At 39.6% G+C, this 17,389-nt stretch carries 12 protein-coding genes; 7 read left to right on the forward strand and 5 right to left on the reverse strand.

Annotated elements, in window-relative coordinates:
• The first annotated feature begins 5 nt into the window (after positions 1-5).
• The 5 genes from M2408_RS09130 (at position 6) to M2408_RS09150 (ending at position 6,330) form a co-directional block, all read left to right on the forward strand.
• A complete protein-coding gene (locus M2408_RS09130; RefSeq protein ID WP_259181050.1) occupies positions 6-971 on the forward strand; it encodes a hypothetical protein in 966 nt (321 codons plus the stop codon).
• A gap of 36 nt (positions 972-1,007) precedes the next feature.
• Positions 1,008-3,224, forward strand: a complete 2,217-nt coding sequence (locus tag M2408_RS09135; RefSeq protein ID WP_259181052.1) for a hypothetical protein — start codon at positions 1,008-1,010, stop codon at positions 3,222-3,224.
• Between the two features lie 481 nt (positions 3,225-3,705).
• A complete protein-coding gene (locus tag M2408_RS09140; RefSeq protein WP_259181054.1) occupies positions 3,706-4,785 on the forward strand; it encodes a hypothetical protein in 1,080 nt (359 codons plus the stop codon).
• An 87-nt stretch (positions 4,786-4,872) separates the two neighbouring features.
• Positions 4,873-5,532 carry a vancomycin high temperature exclusion protein gene (locus tag M2408_RS09145; RefSeq protein WP_259181056.1) on the forward strand — a complete coding sequence of 220 codons (660 nt, stop codon included), beginning with the start codon at positions 4,873-4,875 and terminating at the stop codon, positions 5,530-5,532.
• A 3-nt stretch (positions 5,533-5,535) separates the two neighbouring features.
• The gene (locus M2408_RS09150; RefSeq protein WP_259181059.1) at positions 5,536-6,330 is read left to right on the forward strand and encodes a hypothetical protein; all 795 of its coding nucleotides are present in this window, start codon (positions 5,536-5,538) and stop codon (positions 6,328-6,330) included.
• A gap of 336 nt (positions 6,331-6,666) precedes the next feature.
• Here the strand turns inward: M2408_RS09150 and M2408_RS09155 are convergent, their stop codons facing one another.
• The 4 genes from M2408_RS09155 to M2408_RS09170 form a co-directional block, all read right to left on the reverse strand.
• Positions 6,667-8,208: a YdiU family protein gene (locus M2408_RS09155; protein ID WP_259181062.1), complete on the reverse strand. Its 1,542-nt coding sequence runs from the start codon at positions 8,206-8,208 to the stop codon at positions 6,667-6,669.
• A 355-nt stretch (positions 8,209-8,563) separates the two neighbouring features.
• Positions 8,564-10,192: a SusD/RagB family nutrient-binding outer membrane lipoprotein gene (locus M2408_RS09160; protein ID WP_259181064.1), complete on the reverse strand. Its 1,629-nt coding sequence runs from the start codon at positions 10,190-10,192 to the stop codon at positions 8,564-8,566.
• An 11-nt stretch (positions 10,193-10,203) separates the two neighbouring features.
• Positions 10,204-13,254, reverse strand: coding sequence for a SusC/RagA family TonB-linked outer membrane protein (locus tag M2408_RS09165; RefSeq protein ID WP_259181066.1), 3,051 nt, complete (start codon positions 13,252-13,254; stop codon positions 10,204-10,206).
• 524 nt (positions 13,255-13,778) lie between these two features.
• On the reverse strand, positions 13,779-14,762 hold the full coding sequence (locus M2408_RS09170; RefSeq protein WP_259181068.1) for a type I glyceraldehyde-3-phosphate dehydrogenase: 984 nt from the start codon (positions 14,760-14,762) through the stop codon (positions 13,779-13,781).
• 166 nt (positions 14,763-14,928) lie between these two features.
• Here M2408_RS09170 and M2408_RS09175 point away from each other — a divergent pair, with 166 nt between their 5' ends.
• The gene (locus tag M2408_RS09175) at positions 14,929-15,177 is read left to right on the forward strand and encodes a hypothetical protein (RefSeq protein WP_259181071.1); all 249 of its coding nucleotides are present in this window, start codon (positions 14,929-14,931) and stop codon (positions 15,175-15,177) included.
• Here M2408_RS09175 and M2408_RS09180 read toward each other — a convergent pair.
• A complete protein-coding gene (locus M2408_RS09180; RefSeq protein ID WP_259181073.1) occupies positions 15,163-16,371 on the reverse strand; it encodes an ROK family protein in 1,209 nt (402 codons plus the stop codon). The two genes, M2408_RS09175 and M2408_RS09180, sit on opposite strands and share 15 nt — an antisense overlap.
• A 502-nt stretch (positions 16,372-16,873) precedes the next feature.
• Here M2408_RS09180 and M2408_RS09185 point away from each other — a divergent pair.
• Complete coding sequence (locus tag M2408_RS09185; RefSeq protein WP_259181075.1) at positions 16,874-17,317, forward strand: GNAT family N-acetyltransferase; 444 nt, start codon at positions 16,874-16,876, stop codon at positions 17,315-17,317.
• Positions 17,318-17,389: the final 72 nt, after the last annotated feature.

Below are 17,389 nucleotides of genomic sequence, written 5' to 3' on the forward strand. Positions count from 1 at the left end.
AGGTTATGGAAAATTTGATCAACGGGAAGTCGGAGATGAGTTCAATAAATACAGCTACTTGGATGGAAGGACTCGATCCTAAGCTGTTATTGAATGGGATTATCATGCCCGGTAGTCACGATGCAGGGATGTCCCAAACGGATCATTGCGGCGCTGGAGCCGTTTTAAATAAAGGAATAGTACAAACACAAGCATTGGATATGCTAGGGCAATTGGTGGCAGGAGCACGCTACTTTGACATTCGTGTTGATTATGATCACGGCAGATTGGTAAGCTATCATAGAACAGGGGATGCTGGATGTAACGGACAGCCGCTAGTTAATATACTAGAACAAGCCATCGCGTTTATCGATGCCCACCAGTCAGAAACCTGTATCTTAAAATTTTCTCATATCCGTACAAATCGTAACAATGAGCGGGAAATAAAAGATCGTATAGATCAGTTTTTGGCCAGTATCCAATACCGGAAGTATTTCTATAACAATAGGCATTACGATGTCAATTTAGCACAAATAAGCCTGGGAGCATGTAGTGGTAAGATTATCCTGGTCTTTGATTATCCCGAACATATCAGTGCGCGAAGTGGACGGTTTCGCTATTATGATGAAGATAAGAACATTGATTCAGCTCATGGGGAAATCGGTTCTTGTGATCCAAATATTAGGGTATATGATTCGTACTCAAATACAGTTTCACTCGAAAAAATGAAGCAGGATCAGTTGGCTAAATTGATTACTTACGCCGGTCTAAATAAGAATTATCTCTTTTTATTGTCGTGGACATTGACGCCAGATAGTGGCACATTCTTGACTAGTTCTATTAAAAATCTGGCAAAAGAAGCTAATCGAGCCCTGGAGCAGCTGTCCAGCGGATATTTTAGACAAGCCGACATTCCCAAACCCAATATCGCCTACATTGACTATGTGAATGAACAAACAGCGAGAAGTATCATTTCGCTTAATTTTCTTTAAACAGCTATTCTTTAAATATTTAATTGTAAAGGTCTCATGGAAAAATCTGAAACAAGTAATCCCTTGTATGGGGTGACAATTGGCTCAATTATTTATTCTCAAAGTGGGAAATTTAGTCCAAGTGTAATTCGGGCGCCCATCAGTAGAATGATTGCACAGCAGCAGTCCGAAAAATATATGTCTGGTGAAAGTAGTTATTTGTATTCTGAAAGGATGAATCAAGGTGCATTTGGCATTTCTGGTGCATATGGGGCTTCTGGAATGAGTTTGGTCAGATCATCGTTATCTGCTTATGTGGGGGCATCAGCAGCCACTACGGGTAGGTCTGTTGTCGTTCATTATAGTGCGATAGCTATTGGGGGTATAGAATATGTTAATTTTGAGGGTCTTACAGCAAGCGATCTTATTGCCAGTCTGAATGGCGCATGTCAGGAAGGTGCGCGAGCGGTATTAACCGCCTATAATAATGTGGTCAAGTATGCCGCAGAATCAAAACGTGATATACGAACAGCATTAAAGGAGACCGATGCGCAATCGTTACAGTTGAAAGAACTGGTCAATATATGGGTTGAAGCTTCAGAAGATTTTGCACATGACTTTGGCGATGGTTTAGTCGTTGGTGTGATCTGGGGTGCGCTCGGAGGAGTAACCATGAAAATGACCTCTCAAAGCGAATCCGAGTCTTGGCAGTACGGTGGTTCTGCTGATTTTTCCTATGCAAATGCATTTGCCTCAGTCGCTGTACAAGCGACTTATGATGGAAGTCAATCGCATGGTAAGGCGAAGGTCGATGTGGTTAGCAAAGGCTTTTCCTGGGGCACCGTCCTCGATGCTCAAGTAAAAGAATGGCTAGATAAAGTGAATGATAAATCATTCAGTGAGCTTTCCGATGTGAATGTTATTGAGAAGGCTCCCAAAATGGAAATTAGTCGTGGTGCACCGACGATACCCGAATTTCACAAACCCGAGGTCGACGAGGAAATTGAAAAGGAGGTGGAGAAGATAGCAAATTTGGATGACCTCAAAGAAATGGCGGAAGCATCAGCTTATAACAAAATATTAAAAACAAATCCAAAGCTCTCCTTTGACGAGTTTATCAATAATGCTGAGAAACCGGCAAATACAGAAAAATTGAAAGACCTTCAACAAAAAATACGGGCAAATGATATTGATACGCTGAATTTTTCCAACAAAAACAAAGCGAAGAAAGCACATTTCATGACCTCGAATATGTCAAAATCTCCAGATATTTTACATGCTGGCCAGGAGGTGAGTACCGAGGGATACGTTCCTTTAGGTGCCTGGATTAGCCATTGGTCTGAGCTTTTCCCCTGGATGGCACAAGGGTATTATAACAGTATCGATGGCATTGAGGGTGAAGAGGTCATCCGATTACGTGTCATGCTACAGGATTATCAGACGCTTAGTCGTATGTATTACATCGCTCACAATGCTGGCATTGTTGACTTTAAGCGAAAAGATCCTTCCCATGTCAACGTTTCAACTTTGGGACTCGGAGATGCCTTTGCCAATGCTGCTGCTCAAGTCCAAAAGGCCATAGAAACTTCTGAATTTGGTAATATACAGAAGATCTACACGGACTTAAGCGAGGCCACAAAAAACATTTATAAGCTATGGAATGAGGTGTCATTTCTTAGGAGTTGTGAGTTGGGGCTGGGGCTAATCAAAGATAATAAAACGATAGGTGCTGCGCTGAAAAATACAGATCAGAAAAGCGTGGGCACCCGGCAGGCATATACATTGACTGACTGCGATTTTGAAGGGAAAAACTACACAGCCTTCAGCCGTGCTTATAAAGTACTGCCCTTATTGACCCCCGACGGCGATATTTTGGCTTTCGGCCCCGAACAAGGCGCTTTAAGCTCGATATATGATAACGAAATTGTTTTTACCAAACCTGGGCGAACAAAATATCTTATATTCAGTTACGATAAAAGTGCTAGAGAATTATTCCATCAGGATCATCATATTAAACTTTATCCAATTCCATTCTCTGCTGCCGAGAATGTTTCAGCATGGAAAGGGATGTCTTTAAGTACTAATGTAGGTTCTATAAGAAGTTTAAACTCGGCGTTAGCTTCATTGAATGATCAATTGGAGAAGCTTCGGGCATGGACCTTCAGTAGCATGAGTTGGAGCAAAAAATGGAATGGCACAAAATTATATAGGCAACACCGTATAAAAAAACAATACCTAGGAATTATTGATGAAATAGAAAACATATTTGACTAGCAGCTCTTTTTTATAAAGCCAATTGGATCAGTCGAAGTTATTAAACGTTATTCACTAAGGATAAGATTCGATTTTTTGAAAAAGAGACTGGGCCGGTTACATGTAAGGGGAAAGCTCCGGTAAATTAAAAACTCAATGGTACAGCCATTGAGTTTTTAATTTTATATATTCTTTTGTCTGTATCTATGTTCACCACAGCCATCAAAGCTTCTGAAAATATACACAGAAAACTGCGAATACCTACGAATGACAAGTTATCTCCAGCGAATTATAATTCGTTTAATTTCCTAGAGATTTTACAGCTAAATTTAAGCGTAAAATAAAGTTTGAGTCTTCAATGATTACATTGGCATAATAGAATACGGCAAAACCTGTTTGAAGAAAAATGGTAAGCCTTTAAATGAAAATTATATCATAAAATTTAATCCGGCATTGATGAACAAAAGAACTTGCTTTTCAAAAAAATAAAATGATGAAAAAAATGGTAATTTCTATAGTAATAATTTTAGTAGCCTATGTAGCTATACAAACCTGGTCTGTTATTAATTTATCACCAAGTTTATTATGGAATAGAGCCAAGTATAAAAAGTTTGCCGAGTTGCAAGAAAAATTGCAATGGGATAATTTTTTGATGTATAGAGTAACACAACGTAGTAACGATGGCATTAGGTATTTCCCTGAAAGGAATTTTTTCTTAATAACTGGATCCCCATATTTTATAAAAATAGATCGTGGAGGAAATAAGGTGTTTGAACTAGAAAACAGTCCGAAATTGAAGTTTTTAGATGCCATAAATTGTTATGTCACCACAGAAGATGGTATTTACGATTTTTCGGCAGAAAGCCCCCGTATAGAACATTTTGCTGAGGTTTTAAATAAAGACACTGCTCTTTCCAACAAAGTATGGGTCGAAGAATTTTTTGGTAAATTTTATAATACAGCTGATGTTGTATTGTTCAGTTACCATACCGAATTGGTCAATAGAGAGGCGGTATATTTTCGTCAGCATGGTAAATGGATAAAGCTTTATACACCTAAATCTTCATCATTTATTTATGCAGAAGGTTCAAAAATAGAATGTAAAATAAATAAAGAACAAATTTTGCCGAAATGGCAGGATGAACATTTTCTGAAAGATGTGCAAAACGCAACTTACTCGAACGGGCTTAGGTATACGGATTCTTACATCACACCTTTTAATTCGGACAATGTGTTTTTCTCTGACCAAAAATTGGAATATATCAAAAAGGGAAAATTAAAAACACTGGCCTTTGCAAAAGAAACCTACACGACGGAGGGATATTTGAATCCCGGTATTCCCAACCAATTTTATGGAACAGCATACTATGATTTAGCAATTGAAAACACGACTTTGAATTTTAAAACTGTGGCCAATAAAGCATCTTTTAGAGGTGAAATAGAAACTTATCTGCATGTATTCGAATTGCCAGCTAAGTATGCTGCTCAAAGCAACGTACGTTTTTTGACGTACGATTATAGCACCAATTTTCACGAAAATAAGAAGCAGGGCGTGTATATTATTAAAAATATTGGGAATTAATAATAGTATTTTATGAAAAAATATCTGTTCCTTTTGCTGAAGACATAAAAGAAACCGATTTTTATAAATTGTTGTAAAATCAAATGCATGAAAAAGATTAAAAAGTTCCTTTTACCGGTTATCATCCTATGCCTAATAGCCCTCGTTGTTGTTTTGGTAATCAACAGCAATGTAGCGGCCGAGACGGAAAAGCTGATTTTCACTGAACTTAAAGATGTGCCAAAAACCAAGGTAGTCATTATTTTTGGCGCGGGAATAAACGGTGATCAGCCAAGTAGGTATTTAAAAGATCGGCTGGATGCTGGGATTTCGCTATACAAAAATAATAAAGTGGATAAAATATTACTATCAGGAGATAATGGGAGGGATGAATACGATGAGCTTACGGTAATGAAGTTATATTGTCAGAAAAACGGGGTCGATACCACAAAAATTTACATTGACTATGCTGGGTTTGATAGCTACTCGACTATGTACCGTGCAAAACATATCTTTCATGTTGATACAGCAATCTTGGTATCTCAGAAATACCACCTAAATAGATGTATTTATCTAGGTGATAAATTTGGTATAAAATCGTTTGGTTATAGTGCAGATAGGGGCGTTTATCCGGGTTATAAATACTATGCATTTCGGGAAAAACTATCCGTCACCAAAGCCGTTTTGGATATTATAAGAGGCAGAAAACCAAAGTATCTAGGTGAACCGGTTGATGTAAATGGAAAATCAAATTATACGAAAGAATAGCTTATGAGATACCTTCTTTTCTTCGCATCGCTTATGTTTTTAGGTTGTAATCCTATCCCTAAAAAAGATAAACACCCAGATGTGCCTCAACTGATTGAGTTGCTAAAAGATGAAAGCAAGTTCAGAAAAGTTACTGATATGACTGGCTTAAGTAGTCTAGTTTTTTTAAACGACGATAGAATACTTTTAAAGCCCGACAACAGTAACTCGCCCGTAAAGATTATTGATGTAGATAAAAATATGCTTTTTGAAAAGATTTACGATTGGGAAAAGCCATTTTATATCGATAAACAAGGAAATCTATATTTCAACGGCAAGAAGTTTTTCTATCCAGATTATGGAAAACAAGAAGATTTTAAAACGGTGGTTATTGCAGATAGCCTGAGCAAAAAATCAGAAGAATTGAAAGATCTGAACGACAGCTTGCAGATGAACGCTTTAAATAAGTATGAAGTAGAAATGCTGAAACCGTATGGGCTCAAACCTTGTCCCTACACGATCGTGAACACAGAGCGCTGCGATGTGTTTAAAGTAATCAACCAGACCTTGGTCGTTAGACAAACAGATCTTTTTAAAAGCGAACTTGATATAGCAAAAACTGAAATCCCTAAATTCGATGACGATGTTTTGATTGGTTGGCGCAATGGCAAACTGCCCAGTCCGGATTATTTGGCTTATTATGAACTGAAAAAACAACGCTTTAAGTGCGATGATATAACAATGCCCAAAACCGTAACATTAAAAGGCAAACAGTACTTTTTTGCTCCTAGTCTGGGTTTGTACCAAATCTTATTTTAATGCGGTCAATTAAAATCAAATACTATCGAAAAGCTTTTGGGACTGACATTATTTCAATTTGCTTATATCAAGATTTTTGGGCGTTTTTTTCTGTTTTAGCCAGTTCTTCTCTTACATACTTCCTAATCAGCCAAACTATGGCTCTATAAATTAAGTAGTAAAAATAAAGTTAAAACAAGACCAATAATCGACCAAAAAGTCATTCAACACAAATTGAAATCAATTGTATGCATCCCCAAAGTTAGTTATTTCTTTATTTTATTGAAAAAATAACTGTACGGACAGATCCAGAGCGACTCTCGTATTTATAAAAAGATCACAATTCATTAACTTTTGTTATGAACTACATGAAAGTGTAGAGCATCCTGCGGTGTCATCATAGCTGGATGGGCGCTTTACAGAAAATTCCGGAAATAGTTCTTGGTATGGATTTTCTAAAGCCTGAGTTAGTTTGAGTAGCATCTCTGTTTTCCCATTACTAATTTCTTCAATACACTGGTAAAGCAGGTAGTTTCTCAGTATAAATTTAGGATTTGTCGTTTTCATTAATTCCAGGGCTTCTTCCTTTGAAATTGTATTTGAATGCAGACGGGATTGGTACTGTTTAATGAAGTCTGCAAGTTTTCCGAGCCTTTCTTCATTTAAAATAGTATAAGCTATCGGGCTGAAATGTTCCATTAGATCCGTATCTGGAGTTATTTTTTCTAATTGATTGAAGAATAGAGTATGATCAAATTCCAACTCCTGCATTAAGCCCTGCCAGTTGGTGAAAAAGTCTTCATCCTCTTTTCTGAGCCCATCAAATCCGAATTTTTTGCACAGCATTTTGTCATGGGCCTCCCAAAAATAAACTCCAAAATTATTTAGTGTGTTTTCCAGGAATTTTTCATCATTGATTATTGGCTGAAGAGCATTTGCAAGTTTCCATAGGTTCCAATGTGATATCTGTCCCTGCTTTCCAAATGCATATCTTCTTCCCGGAAGATCCGTTGTATTCGGAGTGAAATTTAAATTATATTCATCCATCATGGAATAGGGACCATAATCAATCGTTAAACCTAAGATCGACATATTGTCTGTGTTCATTACGCCATGAACAAAACCTACTCTGAACCATTCTACCATTAAGTCTGCCGTCCGGGTACATACTTTTTCAAAAAAATCTTTATATTTCTGATGATCGGATGAAACAATTTCGGGGAAGTAATTTTCAATCGTAAAATCAAGCAGATCCTGCAATAGTTTGTGTTCACCTTGAGCAAACATCAATTCAAAATGCCCGAAACGAAGGAAGCTTTCAGCTGTTCTTATGACTACAGCTCCTTTTTCATATTGTGGATTGCCATTATACATGATATCCCGAATAACATCTTCTCCAGTAAAGGCCAGGCTCAAAGCTCTAGTAGTGGGTATGTCTAAGTGATACATGGCTTCACTCATCAGGTATTCGCGTACAGAAGATCGCAATACAGCCCTTCCGTCGGCACGCCTTGAATAGGGTGTTGCACCAGCTCCTTTCCATTGGATCTCTGTTTTCTTACCTGCTGCATTGGTAATTTCCCCAGCAAGAATCGCTCTTCCGTCCCCCAGCTGTCCTGCCCAGTTGCCAAATTGATGTCCTGCGTAAGCTGTCGCATAGGTCTGAATATTGTCGGGAAGCTGAGATCCCACCAGAAAATTAAGATCCTTTTCTTCAAATGTTCCCAGCCCTATTTCCTTAGAAAGAGCCTCGTTAAAAGCAATTAATTGAGGATGATCAAATCCGGCAGGTTTAATCGTAGCAAATAAAACTTTTGGTGTGTTTCTCTGCATAGGGTTATTGGAAAAATCTCCGGGAAATTTTTTGAGGAAAGGTTGTCCGATGTTTTCGATATTCATACTTCAAAGATATTAATTATAAAAGATAAGATCTTCCAAATTATGGAAAGGTCTTGTATATTCTAAAAGAGAAGTTATTAACAGAGTTAAGCGGCAATATTTTGTTTAATATTTTTCTGGTGAATTCCGCGATGACGAGTGATCCTGACAAAAGCAGATATGTTTTTCCATATCGTCAAACTGATAACGAAAGTGATAATGAGTATTATTCGCCAGAGATAAACCCTTGCCCTAACAAATCTGAAATTCTTAGGGGTAAACCCTCTGTTCAAGATTTCAGAATAATCTTGAATTTTTAATATAATAGCCGGCAATCCACCGGCTATTATATTAAAAAATGAATGAGAATGTTTTTCTAAAAATTCTTGTTCGCTACATCCCACCACAGTCGTGTACCACCGTTATCAGGGCCTCCTAATAACTGTATAGCGGCGGTAACGGATTGATTATTACTATCATACTCGCGTTGCGGATAAGGCATACGGCGGATGCCTGGAATTGTAGGTATGGTATTTCCACTGAAATTTACAATGTTAGGAAACAGAATGGGATAACCTGTACGGCGGTATTCTGCCCAGGCTTCATCACCATCCGGAAATATGGCGATCCATTTTTGTGTTATAATGCGTTCAAGTTTTCTGTTGTTTGAATCTCCGTCCTCCCAGCGGATAGTCATCGTGCTCAAATAAGGAGAGCCAATAGCTACGTTATTTTCACCAGCTTTAATAGCTTTTGGGTCAACATACGCTTTGGGTTTGCTCGTACTGTTATTTTTATAAGCTGTAACCTGGCTGCTTAGTCCATACATTTCGAAGGAACGATCTATACCTGTTTCATAGTTGGTTTTTGCTGTTCCTGCATTGGACCAGCCGCGCAGTGCTGCTTCTGCTTTCAAAAACCAGCTTTCAGCAGCGATCATTAATTGCATCTGATTCGGAAAAGCCCGGAGCTTGGAATAATTTTCATAACGGCTTTTGCCATCTATATTAATACCTGAGCGGATGCCTTTATACTGCCCAGCTACCAGGGGATCCGCTGCCGGGTCAAATAACTTTGCCATGCGCGGATCATCATAACCACCCAGTATAGATTCTATGGGTGCACTCATGCGTGTATCACCCCATGCGCCAGTGATGGTATTTAAGGGGTGATCCGTACTGAGCCCAATAATGCAGTTGTCGGCATTTGCCTCAAGCAGTCCACCGTTGGCAGGATTGAGTGCTTTTTCACCCTCAGTTTTTGCAATATTGGGTGCTATGGCAACGATACGTATCGCCAGCCGCAGACGCAGTGTATTTGCATAGCGTAGCCAGCGCTTATAATTATCTGCGGTATAAGCCATATCGGACTTGGCCATCGCCGCAGATTTTGGATTATTCTGTATATCTTTTAAGATTGTTGTCGCCGTATCCAGGTCTAAAAAGAAGTTTTTATAGGCATTTTCCTGCGAGTCATAATCGATCTGTCCATTTTCATTAAGCACATTATATTTGCTGTAAATAATGGGGCCAACTTTGTCACTGGTGCGATGCATAGCCGATACTTTCAAAAGTTTGGCAAAAGCGAAAATATCCTGAAGCCGTTTATCTTGACGGGTGTCGCTTTCCACACGGAAAAGCGGATTCATGGCTTTGATGTAGCGATCTACAAAAATAGCCTGATACCAGCCTGGAACTAGGCTATAGGTAACGTTATTCGCATTTCCGACGAAGGGAGTTGGGGGAGTAAGGTATCCCGCATAGGTGTCACTGCAGAGGTTATTGGCCAACTGATATTCACCGACGTTTTCGGGGATAATATCACGTTGTGCCTGAGCCAAAAATGAGGCGACTAGTGCATAGTCAGCATTTGCTTCTTCGTCCGTTACCCCGGCAGGATTCGTGTTTAATTCAGTGAAGTTTTTGGTACAGCCCGTTAGCAAGCAGGTAGCGAGCAAGATGCAGATCAATCTGCTATAAGCGAAAAATTTGATTGTGTTGTCCATGATCTACGTTATTAAAAGGATACCTTGAGATTTAAACCATAACTGCGAGTAGTTGGAAGGGCAAAGCTATCGTAGCCCTGGCCTCCGACACCCGTGGTTGTATTGAGTTCAGGATCATAAGGAGCATCGTTGCGAAAGAAAAATAAGTTCCGTCCTGTCAGTGATATGGAGGCTTGCTTGATGCCTTGCCATTTAATTGGGAGCTTGTAGCTTAAAGCAATTTCACGCATCCGAATATTGGTGGCATTGTATAGCTGGCCTTCGATGATACCGTCACGGTTGCCTACGGCACTGTAGTAAGCCTGTGCCGGAAGAAGACCCTGCCAAGGTGTGCCATCCATTTTAACAGCTGCAATGTCAACACCACCGCGATCCCTTGCCGCTGCACTTTCTTCGCTTACACCAAAGGAATTGAGGTAGCCGTCTGTGATACTGATTACTTTTCCGCCGAATCGGCCGTCTATCGTAAAGCTCAGACCAAAATCTTTGTAAGTAACATTATTGGTCCATCCGACAATGGCTTTGGGTGTATTATTTCCGATATATCCCGCAGGAGCGATCTGTGGGCGGCCATTGTCATCAACGATAATTGTCCCGTTTTGATCGCGCTTAAACATAGGAGCCCAGAAATCACCAAAGGAACCGCCAAGACGAAGGACATTGAAATTTCCGCCCATGGGATAAGTATTTCCCAGGTTGGGGGCTAATTTTAGAATCTTGTTGCGGTTGGCGGTAAAATTAAATCCCGTGTTCCAGTTAAAATGCTCTTTTTTGATTGCAGTCACACCCAAGGCCGCCTCAATACCTTTATTTTCAACATTTCCCGCATTCAAAAATACGGTCGTGTTAACAACACCCACTGGTCCTTGATACTCAAAATATTGATCTCTGGTATTTGTTTTGTAAAGTGCGATATCCAGATTGATACGGTCCTTCCAAAAGCGGCCTTCATAACCTAATTCAACACTTTTGCTAATTTCTGGTTTCAGTGGTATACCCCTGTAAGGCCCCGATACATTTGGCGTTAAAATGCCCGTATTTAAGGTGTTTACAGGGATTGTACTATAGGCGGCAACATCGTTCCCAACTTGGGCAAAGGATAGGCGGAGCTTACTGTAGGTAATAAAGCTTGGTAATTTGAATAATTCATTCAGTACGGTTGATACACCTGCAGACCAATAAAAATAGCCCTTATGTTCCTTGGGTGTATTAGCCAGTGTAGAAGCCCAGTCATTTCTAGCCGTTAAATCGAGGTAAACTTTTTCGCGGTAGCCCAAATTTGCCGAAGCAAATAAAGATTGGATCTGCCGACGTGAAATGGTTTCAGTCGCTGACTGCATAGGAGCATCACGATAGATATTGCTCATCAGAAACTTATTGGCCACGGCGAGCCTAGCTAGGTCTAAAACAGTGCCATTTGAACGTAAATCATTGATTGAAGTACCTGCTGTAAAATTTAAATCAAGCTGTTCGGCCCATTGTTTATTACCGGTTAATAATAGATCACCATATAAGGCCGTGCTTTCGCTTCGATCGGTATTATAACGGCCATTGTCGCCAAGTTTGCCATCGATCGGCAGGCCTGACAATACGCCCTGTGTTCCCGCATATATTCGGCGTTCCCAATGATCCCAGCGTTTGTTCAAGGTTCCGCGGGCACTTACAGACAACCAGTCAGTCAAGACATAACGGAATTGAGCCTGTCCGATAATATTATCCCTTTTTTGATCCGTAGGAATGCGATTGAGCACCCAATAAGGATTTTGCTGATGATGCGTTCCGGTCAGTTTAGCGTCGGCATTGATATTCCACCAATCCTGCAAATAGAAGTTGCGGCTTTCAGAGAAATATTCAAAATTTTTGTACTTATCAAAATCCTGTCCTCTCGGAAACAGGTATAAGCCGGCTATCGGGCTGAAGTACAAACCTGAGGAAGGACGGTTATGGATATTCTGACGCGAATACATCAGGCTTCCATCAAAGAAGAGTTTATCATCAAAGAAATTCATTGAATTTCGAAAGGTGGCGCTATGCTGCTTAAACGTGTTGGTTGGCAGAATTCCCTTGTTGCTTGTATTGGCATACGAAAAATAATTCTGTATGCGATTGGTGCCACCACTCAGTGCCAGGGAATTGATAAAGGTTGTTCCGGTATTGTAGAAATCTTTTACAGGGTCAGCGAAACTACCTTTTTCACCCCAGCTTTCCTCGCTTGAAGGCGTGGTCTGACCATAGCGGTATTGCAATTTGGGTAGGTAAAACGCTTTGTCAGCCGTGAAACCACTCGAGAGATCAATTTTTAAGTTTCCTTCAGCCCCCTTTTTTGTGGTGATCATAATTGCACCATTGGCACCCTGGCTGCCGTATAATGCAGAGGCTGATGCGCCTTTCAGGACATTGATGCTGGCGATGTCATCAGCATTCAAGGTACTCAGGATATCACCACGGTCGGTAGCTCCGCCGAACGCGCCATCATTGCCACTACCATTTGTATTTGTGATCGGGAGACCATCAATGACATACAAAGGCTGGTTGTTGCGGTTTGATTTAAATCCACGCAGCACAATATTCACGGATCCGCCCATGCCTGACGAACTGCGGTTGATCTGCACACCCGAGACTTTACCTGTCAGGTTATTCATGGGATTGACATCCTTTACTTTGGTCAGTTCGTCACCTTTTACGACCTGCGTCGAGTAGGTTAGACTTTTGGCCTTCCGCTGAATACCTAAAGCCGTGACCACGACCGTCTCCAAGGAAGACGATTTGCTCGTCATTTTGATGCTGATGTCGTTTTCTTGTGCCGTTAAGGTACGCCTTGCATCTTCATAACCAACCAGTGTAACCAGCAGCTTGACTGCACCCTGCGGTACATTTAACGTAAATTTCCCTTGATCGTCGGTTGAGGTTCCGACGTTGGTAGATTCAAGGCGAACCGTTGCACCTCCCAAGGGTGCATTAGTAGCGAGGTCAACAAGGCTTCCTTTTAGCGTCCGTTGTTGGCCATGGGCTAATGGGATGATCACTAGCCATAAAAGTAAAAAAGACAAGATTTTACTCATAATCATGTAATTAAAAATTGGTTAAAAATTGTGTTTGACCTAAGTAGATGAAGATGCAAACGCCGACAAGCCGAATCAATTTTAGCATTGTTTGCATAAATGTAAAGAAAAAGTTACGAAATAAAAAAGACTTTTTTTGAAAAATTTTTACACGTTAAAAGTAGCTGTTAATCAGTTGGATATAGACGTGTATGTTGTTGAAGGTATCTCCCTCAAGTAGCTAACTTGATATCTTAGAGAGTCTTTCAATGGTAAATTCAGAGACAAATTTTTGTCAGTAAACCCATAACTATTTCGATTGCCGAAATGAATGGAGAGTCAATGTCAGAAGCGGTTCGGGATAAGCATCATAAGGTTTATTGGCAAAATAAATTCGGGTGAAATTATCTAAAGGGATTAAACACCAAATATCGAGAATTGGGTAAATTTAAGAGAGGACTAACTCAAAAACATCTAGGTATAAAAAATAAGACCTTCCAAATTATCGAAAGGTCTTGAATGTTCAGCTTTTCATTGCTATTGCTCTAAATAGCTTGTACTTGTCTAATCATTTGATTGGTAAATCCCCATTCGTTATCATACCAGGCCATCACTTTCACAAGATCGCCATCGACAACTCTCGTCATTTCCAGATCAACTGTCGCTGCAAACGGACTTTTGATGATATCGGTAGATACCAGTGGTTCGTCTGTTACTGTTAGCACTTTTTTATAGCGATCAGTTTTGGATTCATCGACCAAAATTTGGTTTATCTCTTCGATCGTTGTGGGCCTTTCAGCAATAAAAGTAATATCGGATATGGATCCCACGGGAACAGGTACCCGAACTGCTATACCGTCAAACTTTCCGGCGTATTGCGGAAGAGCTTTTGTAGTTGCTATCGCAGCACCGGTAGCGGCGGGAGCAAGGTTAATTCCTGCAGCCCTTCCCATACGTGGTTCTTTTTTTGAAGGAGCATCTACAAGTGCCTGTGAAGCAGTATAACCGTGTGTGGTATTCAGAATCGCTTTTTTGATTCCAATCCTCCTTCCTAATATTTCGATGATCGGGCTGATATTGTTGGTCGTGCAGCTTGCGCATGAAAAAACAGAAACCTTTCCATCTTCAGTATTTACGCCATGGACAACAGTAGGCGTATCTTTGGTCGGACCCGAGATGACTACAAATTTTGCTCCGGACGTCAAATGTTTTTCAGCATCGGCTTTGTTCGTGAAAATACCCGTACTTTCGATGATGATATCAGCTTGAATATCTTTCCAGGGCAATTTTTCAATTTCCCTTATACTCGTATATTTGACAGCGTTTCCATCGACTACAAGTGTATCTCCCTCGATGTGTACATCTTTTTCATATTTACCATAATTACTGTCATATTTGAGGAGGTAGGCGGCGTTTTCAATACTCATCAGATCATTGATTCCGACAACCTCAAGGTCGGCCGTTTCTGTTATTATTTTTAAAGCGGCACGTCCGATGCGGCCAAATCCATTAATAGCAATCTTTTTCATAACATTCCTTTTAATTCTGTTTATATTTTTTTCTATTTAATGTATTGTCTAAGTTCTTCTATTTTCCGATAAAAAAGATTGACATTGGTCAATAAATTTCCTTTGCTAAAGTCACTTAGAAGTTTTTACTGATTATTAAACTGTCCATTGTTTTATAGCTTGGATAATGGAATTATTGGAAAGCCGCTGTCCAGGAAAAACCAAAGATAACTGTGGGGTGTTTATTGTTTCAATAATAATTGAAGTTTTTATGCTTTCATCTGCTGAGTTTGTGAAAGAATTAATTAAAAGGTTTCCAGCGATCAAAGACGATATGCTTGGTGAAGATTTTGCCTTTTCAATCACCCTACACATGGGGGTGCTACAAAGATTTATCCGAAATCTACATAAGCACGGAATATTAATTAATATTTAATGTCTCTCCATTTAATGCCAATATTGCTATAGAAGCAGTCCCCATCAGCTGCACATTGAGCAAGGATGATATCTCAATACTCGTATGCTTTGACAGGCGATTGATGCTGAATTCGACGACAGCGGCCTGAATCTGAGGTAGCAGTATCTGCCCGATTCTTGCACCATGTCCGCTAATAATCACTTTTTCTGGATTGACAATATGTATTAGAGTAGCAATACCTTTTCCAAGCATATAACCTATCCTAGAAAAGGAATTAATCGCCAGTTGGTCACCATCTATAGCAGCTTCCATCAATTGGTCGATTGTGATTTTTCGTTCCAGTTGGTATAGTTCGCTGAGTATTGACACCTCTCCAGCATCAAGTTTTAAACTGGCACACTCAATCGCGGCAAGAAGAGATGCTTCAACCTCGAGGCATCCCTTCTTGCCGCAGGAACACAGTTTATTTTGATCTGACAGCGGAATGTGACTAAACTCGCCAGCGAATCCAACACTACCTCTAAATAGTTCATTTTTTAAAATCATGCCCATCCCAACTCCCCAATTGAGATTGATGACCAATGCGTTTTCAGTATCCTTGGCTTTGCCAAAATTATGCTCAGCAATGGCGATAGCAGCAGAATCATTTTCGATATAAGCATGACGTTTCAGATGCTGCTGAATTATATCTCTTATATTAAAAAGAGGATGTTGTTCAGAATAGGATGTATTTATACCTTTAGCCGAATTAACGAAACCTGGCATAGTAATTCCGACAATTAGTATTCTTGCAGCCAATTGATCCGCTAAATAATGATCAATTCGTTCTAAAATTCTTACATGTAGATTACTGTCTAATTGTAGGTTTATTGTTTCCTGTGAGGATTCTTTTATGATGTTGTTTGAAAGATCCAATAAAGTGATGGTGAAGCTATATTGATCAATGGTAATAGCCAATATAAAAGGTAGATCCCTTCCGTTCAACGAATAATTAGTCGCTCTACGTCCGCCAGTTGATGGTGCGAGGCCTTCACAAGTGATGATTTTTTTTTCAAGAAGATACTGGATACTATTAGTGGTAATAGGTATACTTTTTCCTATTTTTTTGCTGAGCTCCGCGATGGATAATGTGCCTGAAAAATAGAGTGTTTTAACGATGACCTGATGTAATGGATTCATATTTAGCTTTAGGTAAGTGATTGTATATTGCATAGAATACCTATATGGTTTTAAATGCGCATGAGTATGATAAATTCTAGTTAGGCGAACCAATTACGCTGTAGGTAATAGTAAATACGATTCTGTTTATATTCGGTATAATGTAGATCTCATTATGGGAGAAGGCAGGTAAGACTATTTTTAGGAAGCTCAGCAACATAAATAAAGTAAGTTTTAGCAGCTTGTTGAACTATTAAAAGAATTCTTCAAACATATTTTATCCGAGGTCAACTATAATGCCAACGTCAAAAGGCCAGTTTAAAGCATGTTTCCTGTGTTTTCTCCTATGAGATGTCCGAAAATGGACATTATCACTTTTGAATCGTACGATAATGGTACACAACTCCGGACAATACAATTAATATCAAAGCTAGAACAATTGTATATTACCAAAAGAGAGGGGAAGCTCAAAAGGCGTTTTAGATTCGAAAAATTTCTAAATGAGAAATTCCAATAATTGTTTACATTGCGCCTTATAACCTATAAAAATCAATAGATGAATTTAAGAGAAGCAAAAGTGTCGGATATTCCACAGATGCAAGTAGTAAGGAATGCTGTAAAGGAAAATCCATTATCGGATCCAGGTCTGGTAACTGACGAGGACTGTGAAAATTTTCTAATAAATAGAGGCAAAGGATGGGTGTTTGAAATTAATAATAATATTGTTGGTTTTTCAATAGTGGATCTGGCGGAGCATAATATTTGGGCGTTATTTGTACATCCGGAATATGATAAACGGGGAATAGGGAAACAGCTACACGATATTATGCTGGACTGGTACTTTAACCAAACAGCGCATACAGTATGGCTGGGAACCGCACCCGGTACGCGAGCAGAACGTTTTTACCGAAAAGCCGGGTGGAGGGAAATTGGAACCCATGGTAAAGGTGAAATCAAATTCGAAATGCCTTTTGAAAAATGGAAGGAGTCGGCAGTTTAAAGGTTTTTGGTCAGTTTGTGGCTATTCCAACTCAACGGATAAAAAGCGCCGCTTTAAACCAAGTGGCGCTTT

It is taken from the genome of Sphingobacterium sp. BIGb0165 (assembly GCF_024810095.1).
In the GTDB taxonomy this organism is placed as follows: domain Bacteria; phylum Bacteroidota; class Bacteroidia; order Sphingobacteriales; family Sphingobacteriaceae; genus Sphingobacterium; species Sphingobacterium detergens.

Bases quoted from the DNA above. Each gene is read 5' to 3' on its own strand.
- M2408_RS09130 (WP_259181050.1), top strand. From the start codon at position 6: ATGGAAAATTTGATCAACGGGAAGTCGGAGATGAGTTCAATAAATACA.
- M2408_RS09135 (WP_259181052.1), top strand. From the start codon at position 1,008: ATGGAAAAATCTGAAACAAGTAATCCCTTGTATGGGGTGACAATTGGC.
- M2408_RS09140 (WP_259181054.1), top strand. From the start codon at position 3,706: ATGGTAATTTCTATAGTAATAATTTTAGTAGCCTATGTAGCTATACAA.
- M2408_RS09145 (WP_259181056.1), top strand. From the start codon at position 4,873: ATGAAAAAGATTAAAAAGTTCCTTTTACCGGTTATCATCCTATGCCTA.
- M2408_RS09150 (WP_259181059.1), top strand. From the start codon at position 5,536: ATGAGATACCTTCTTTTCTTCGCATCGCTTATGTTTTTAGGTTGTAAT.
- M2408_RS09155 (WP_259181062.1), bottom strand. From the start codon at position 8,208: ATGAATATCGAAAACATCGGACAACCTTTCCTCAAAAAATTTCCCGGA.
- M2408_RS09160 (WP_259181064.1), bottom strand. From the start codon at position 10,192: ATGGACAACACAATCAAATTTTTCGCTTATAGCAGATTGATCTGCATC.
- M2408_RS09165 (WP_259181066.1), bottom strand. From the start codon at position 13,254: ATGAGTAAAATCTTGTCTTTTTTACTTTTATGGCTAGTGATCATCCCA.
- M2408_RS09170 (WP_259181068.1), bottom strand. From the start codon at position 14,762: ATGAAAAAGATTGCTATTAATGGATTTGGCCGCATCGGACGTGCCGCT.
- M2408_RS09175 (WP_259181071.1), top strand. From the start codon at position 14,929: ATGGAATTATTGGAAAGCCGCTGTCCAGGAAAAACCAAAGATAACTGT.
- M2408_RS09180 (WP_259181073.1), bottom strand. From the start codon at position 16,371: ATGCAATATACAATCACTTACCTAAAGCTAAATATGAATCCATTACAT.
- M2408_RS09185 (WP_259181075.1), top strand. From the start codon at position 16,874: ATGAATTTAAGAGAAGCAAAAGTGTCGGATATTCCACAGATGCAAGTA.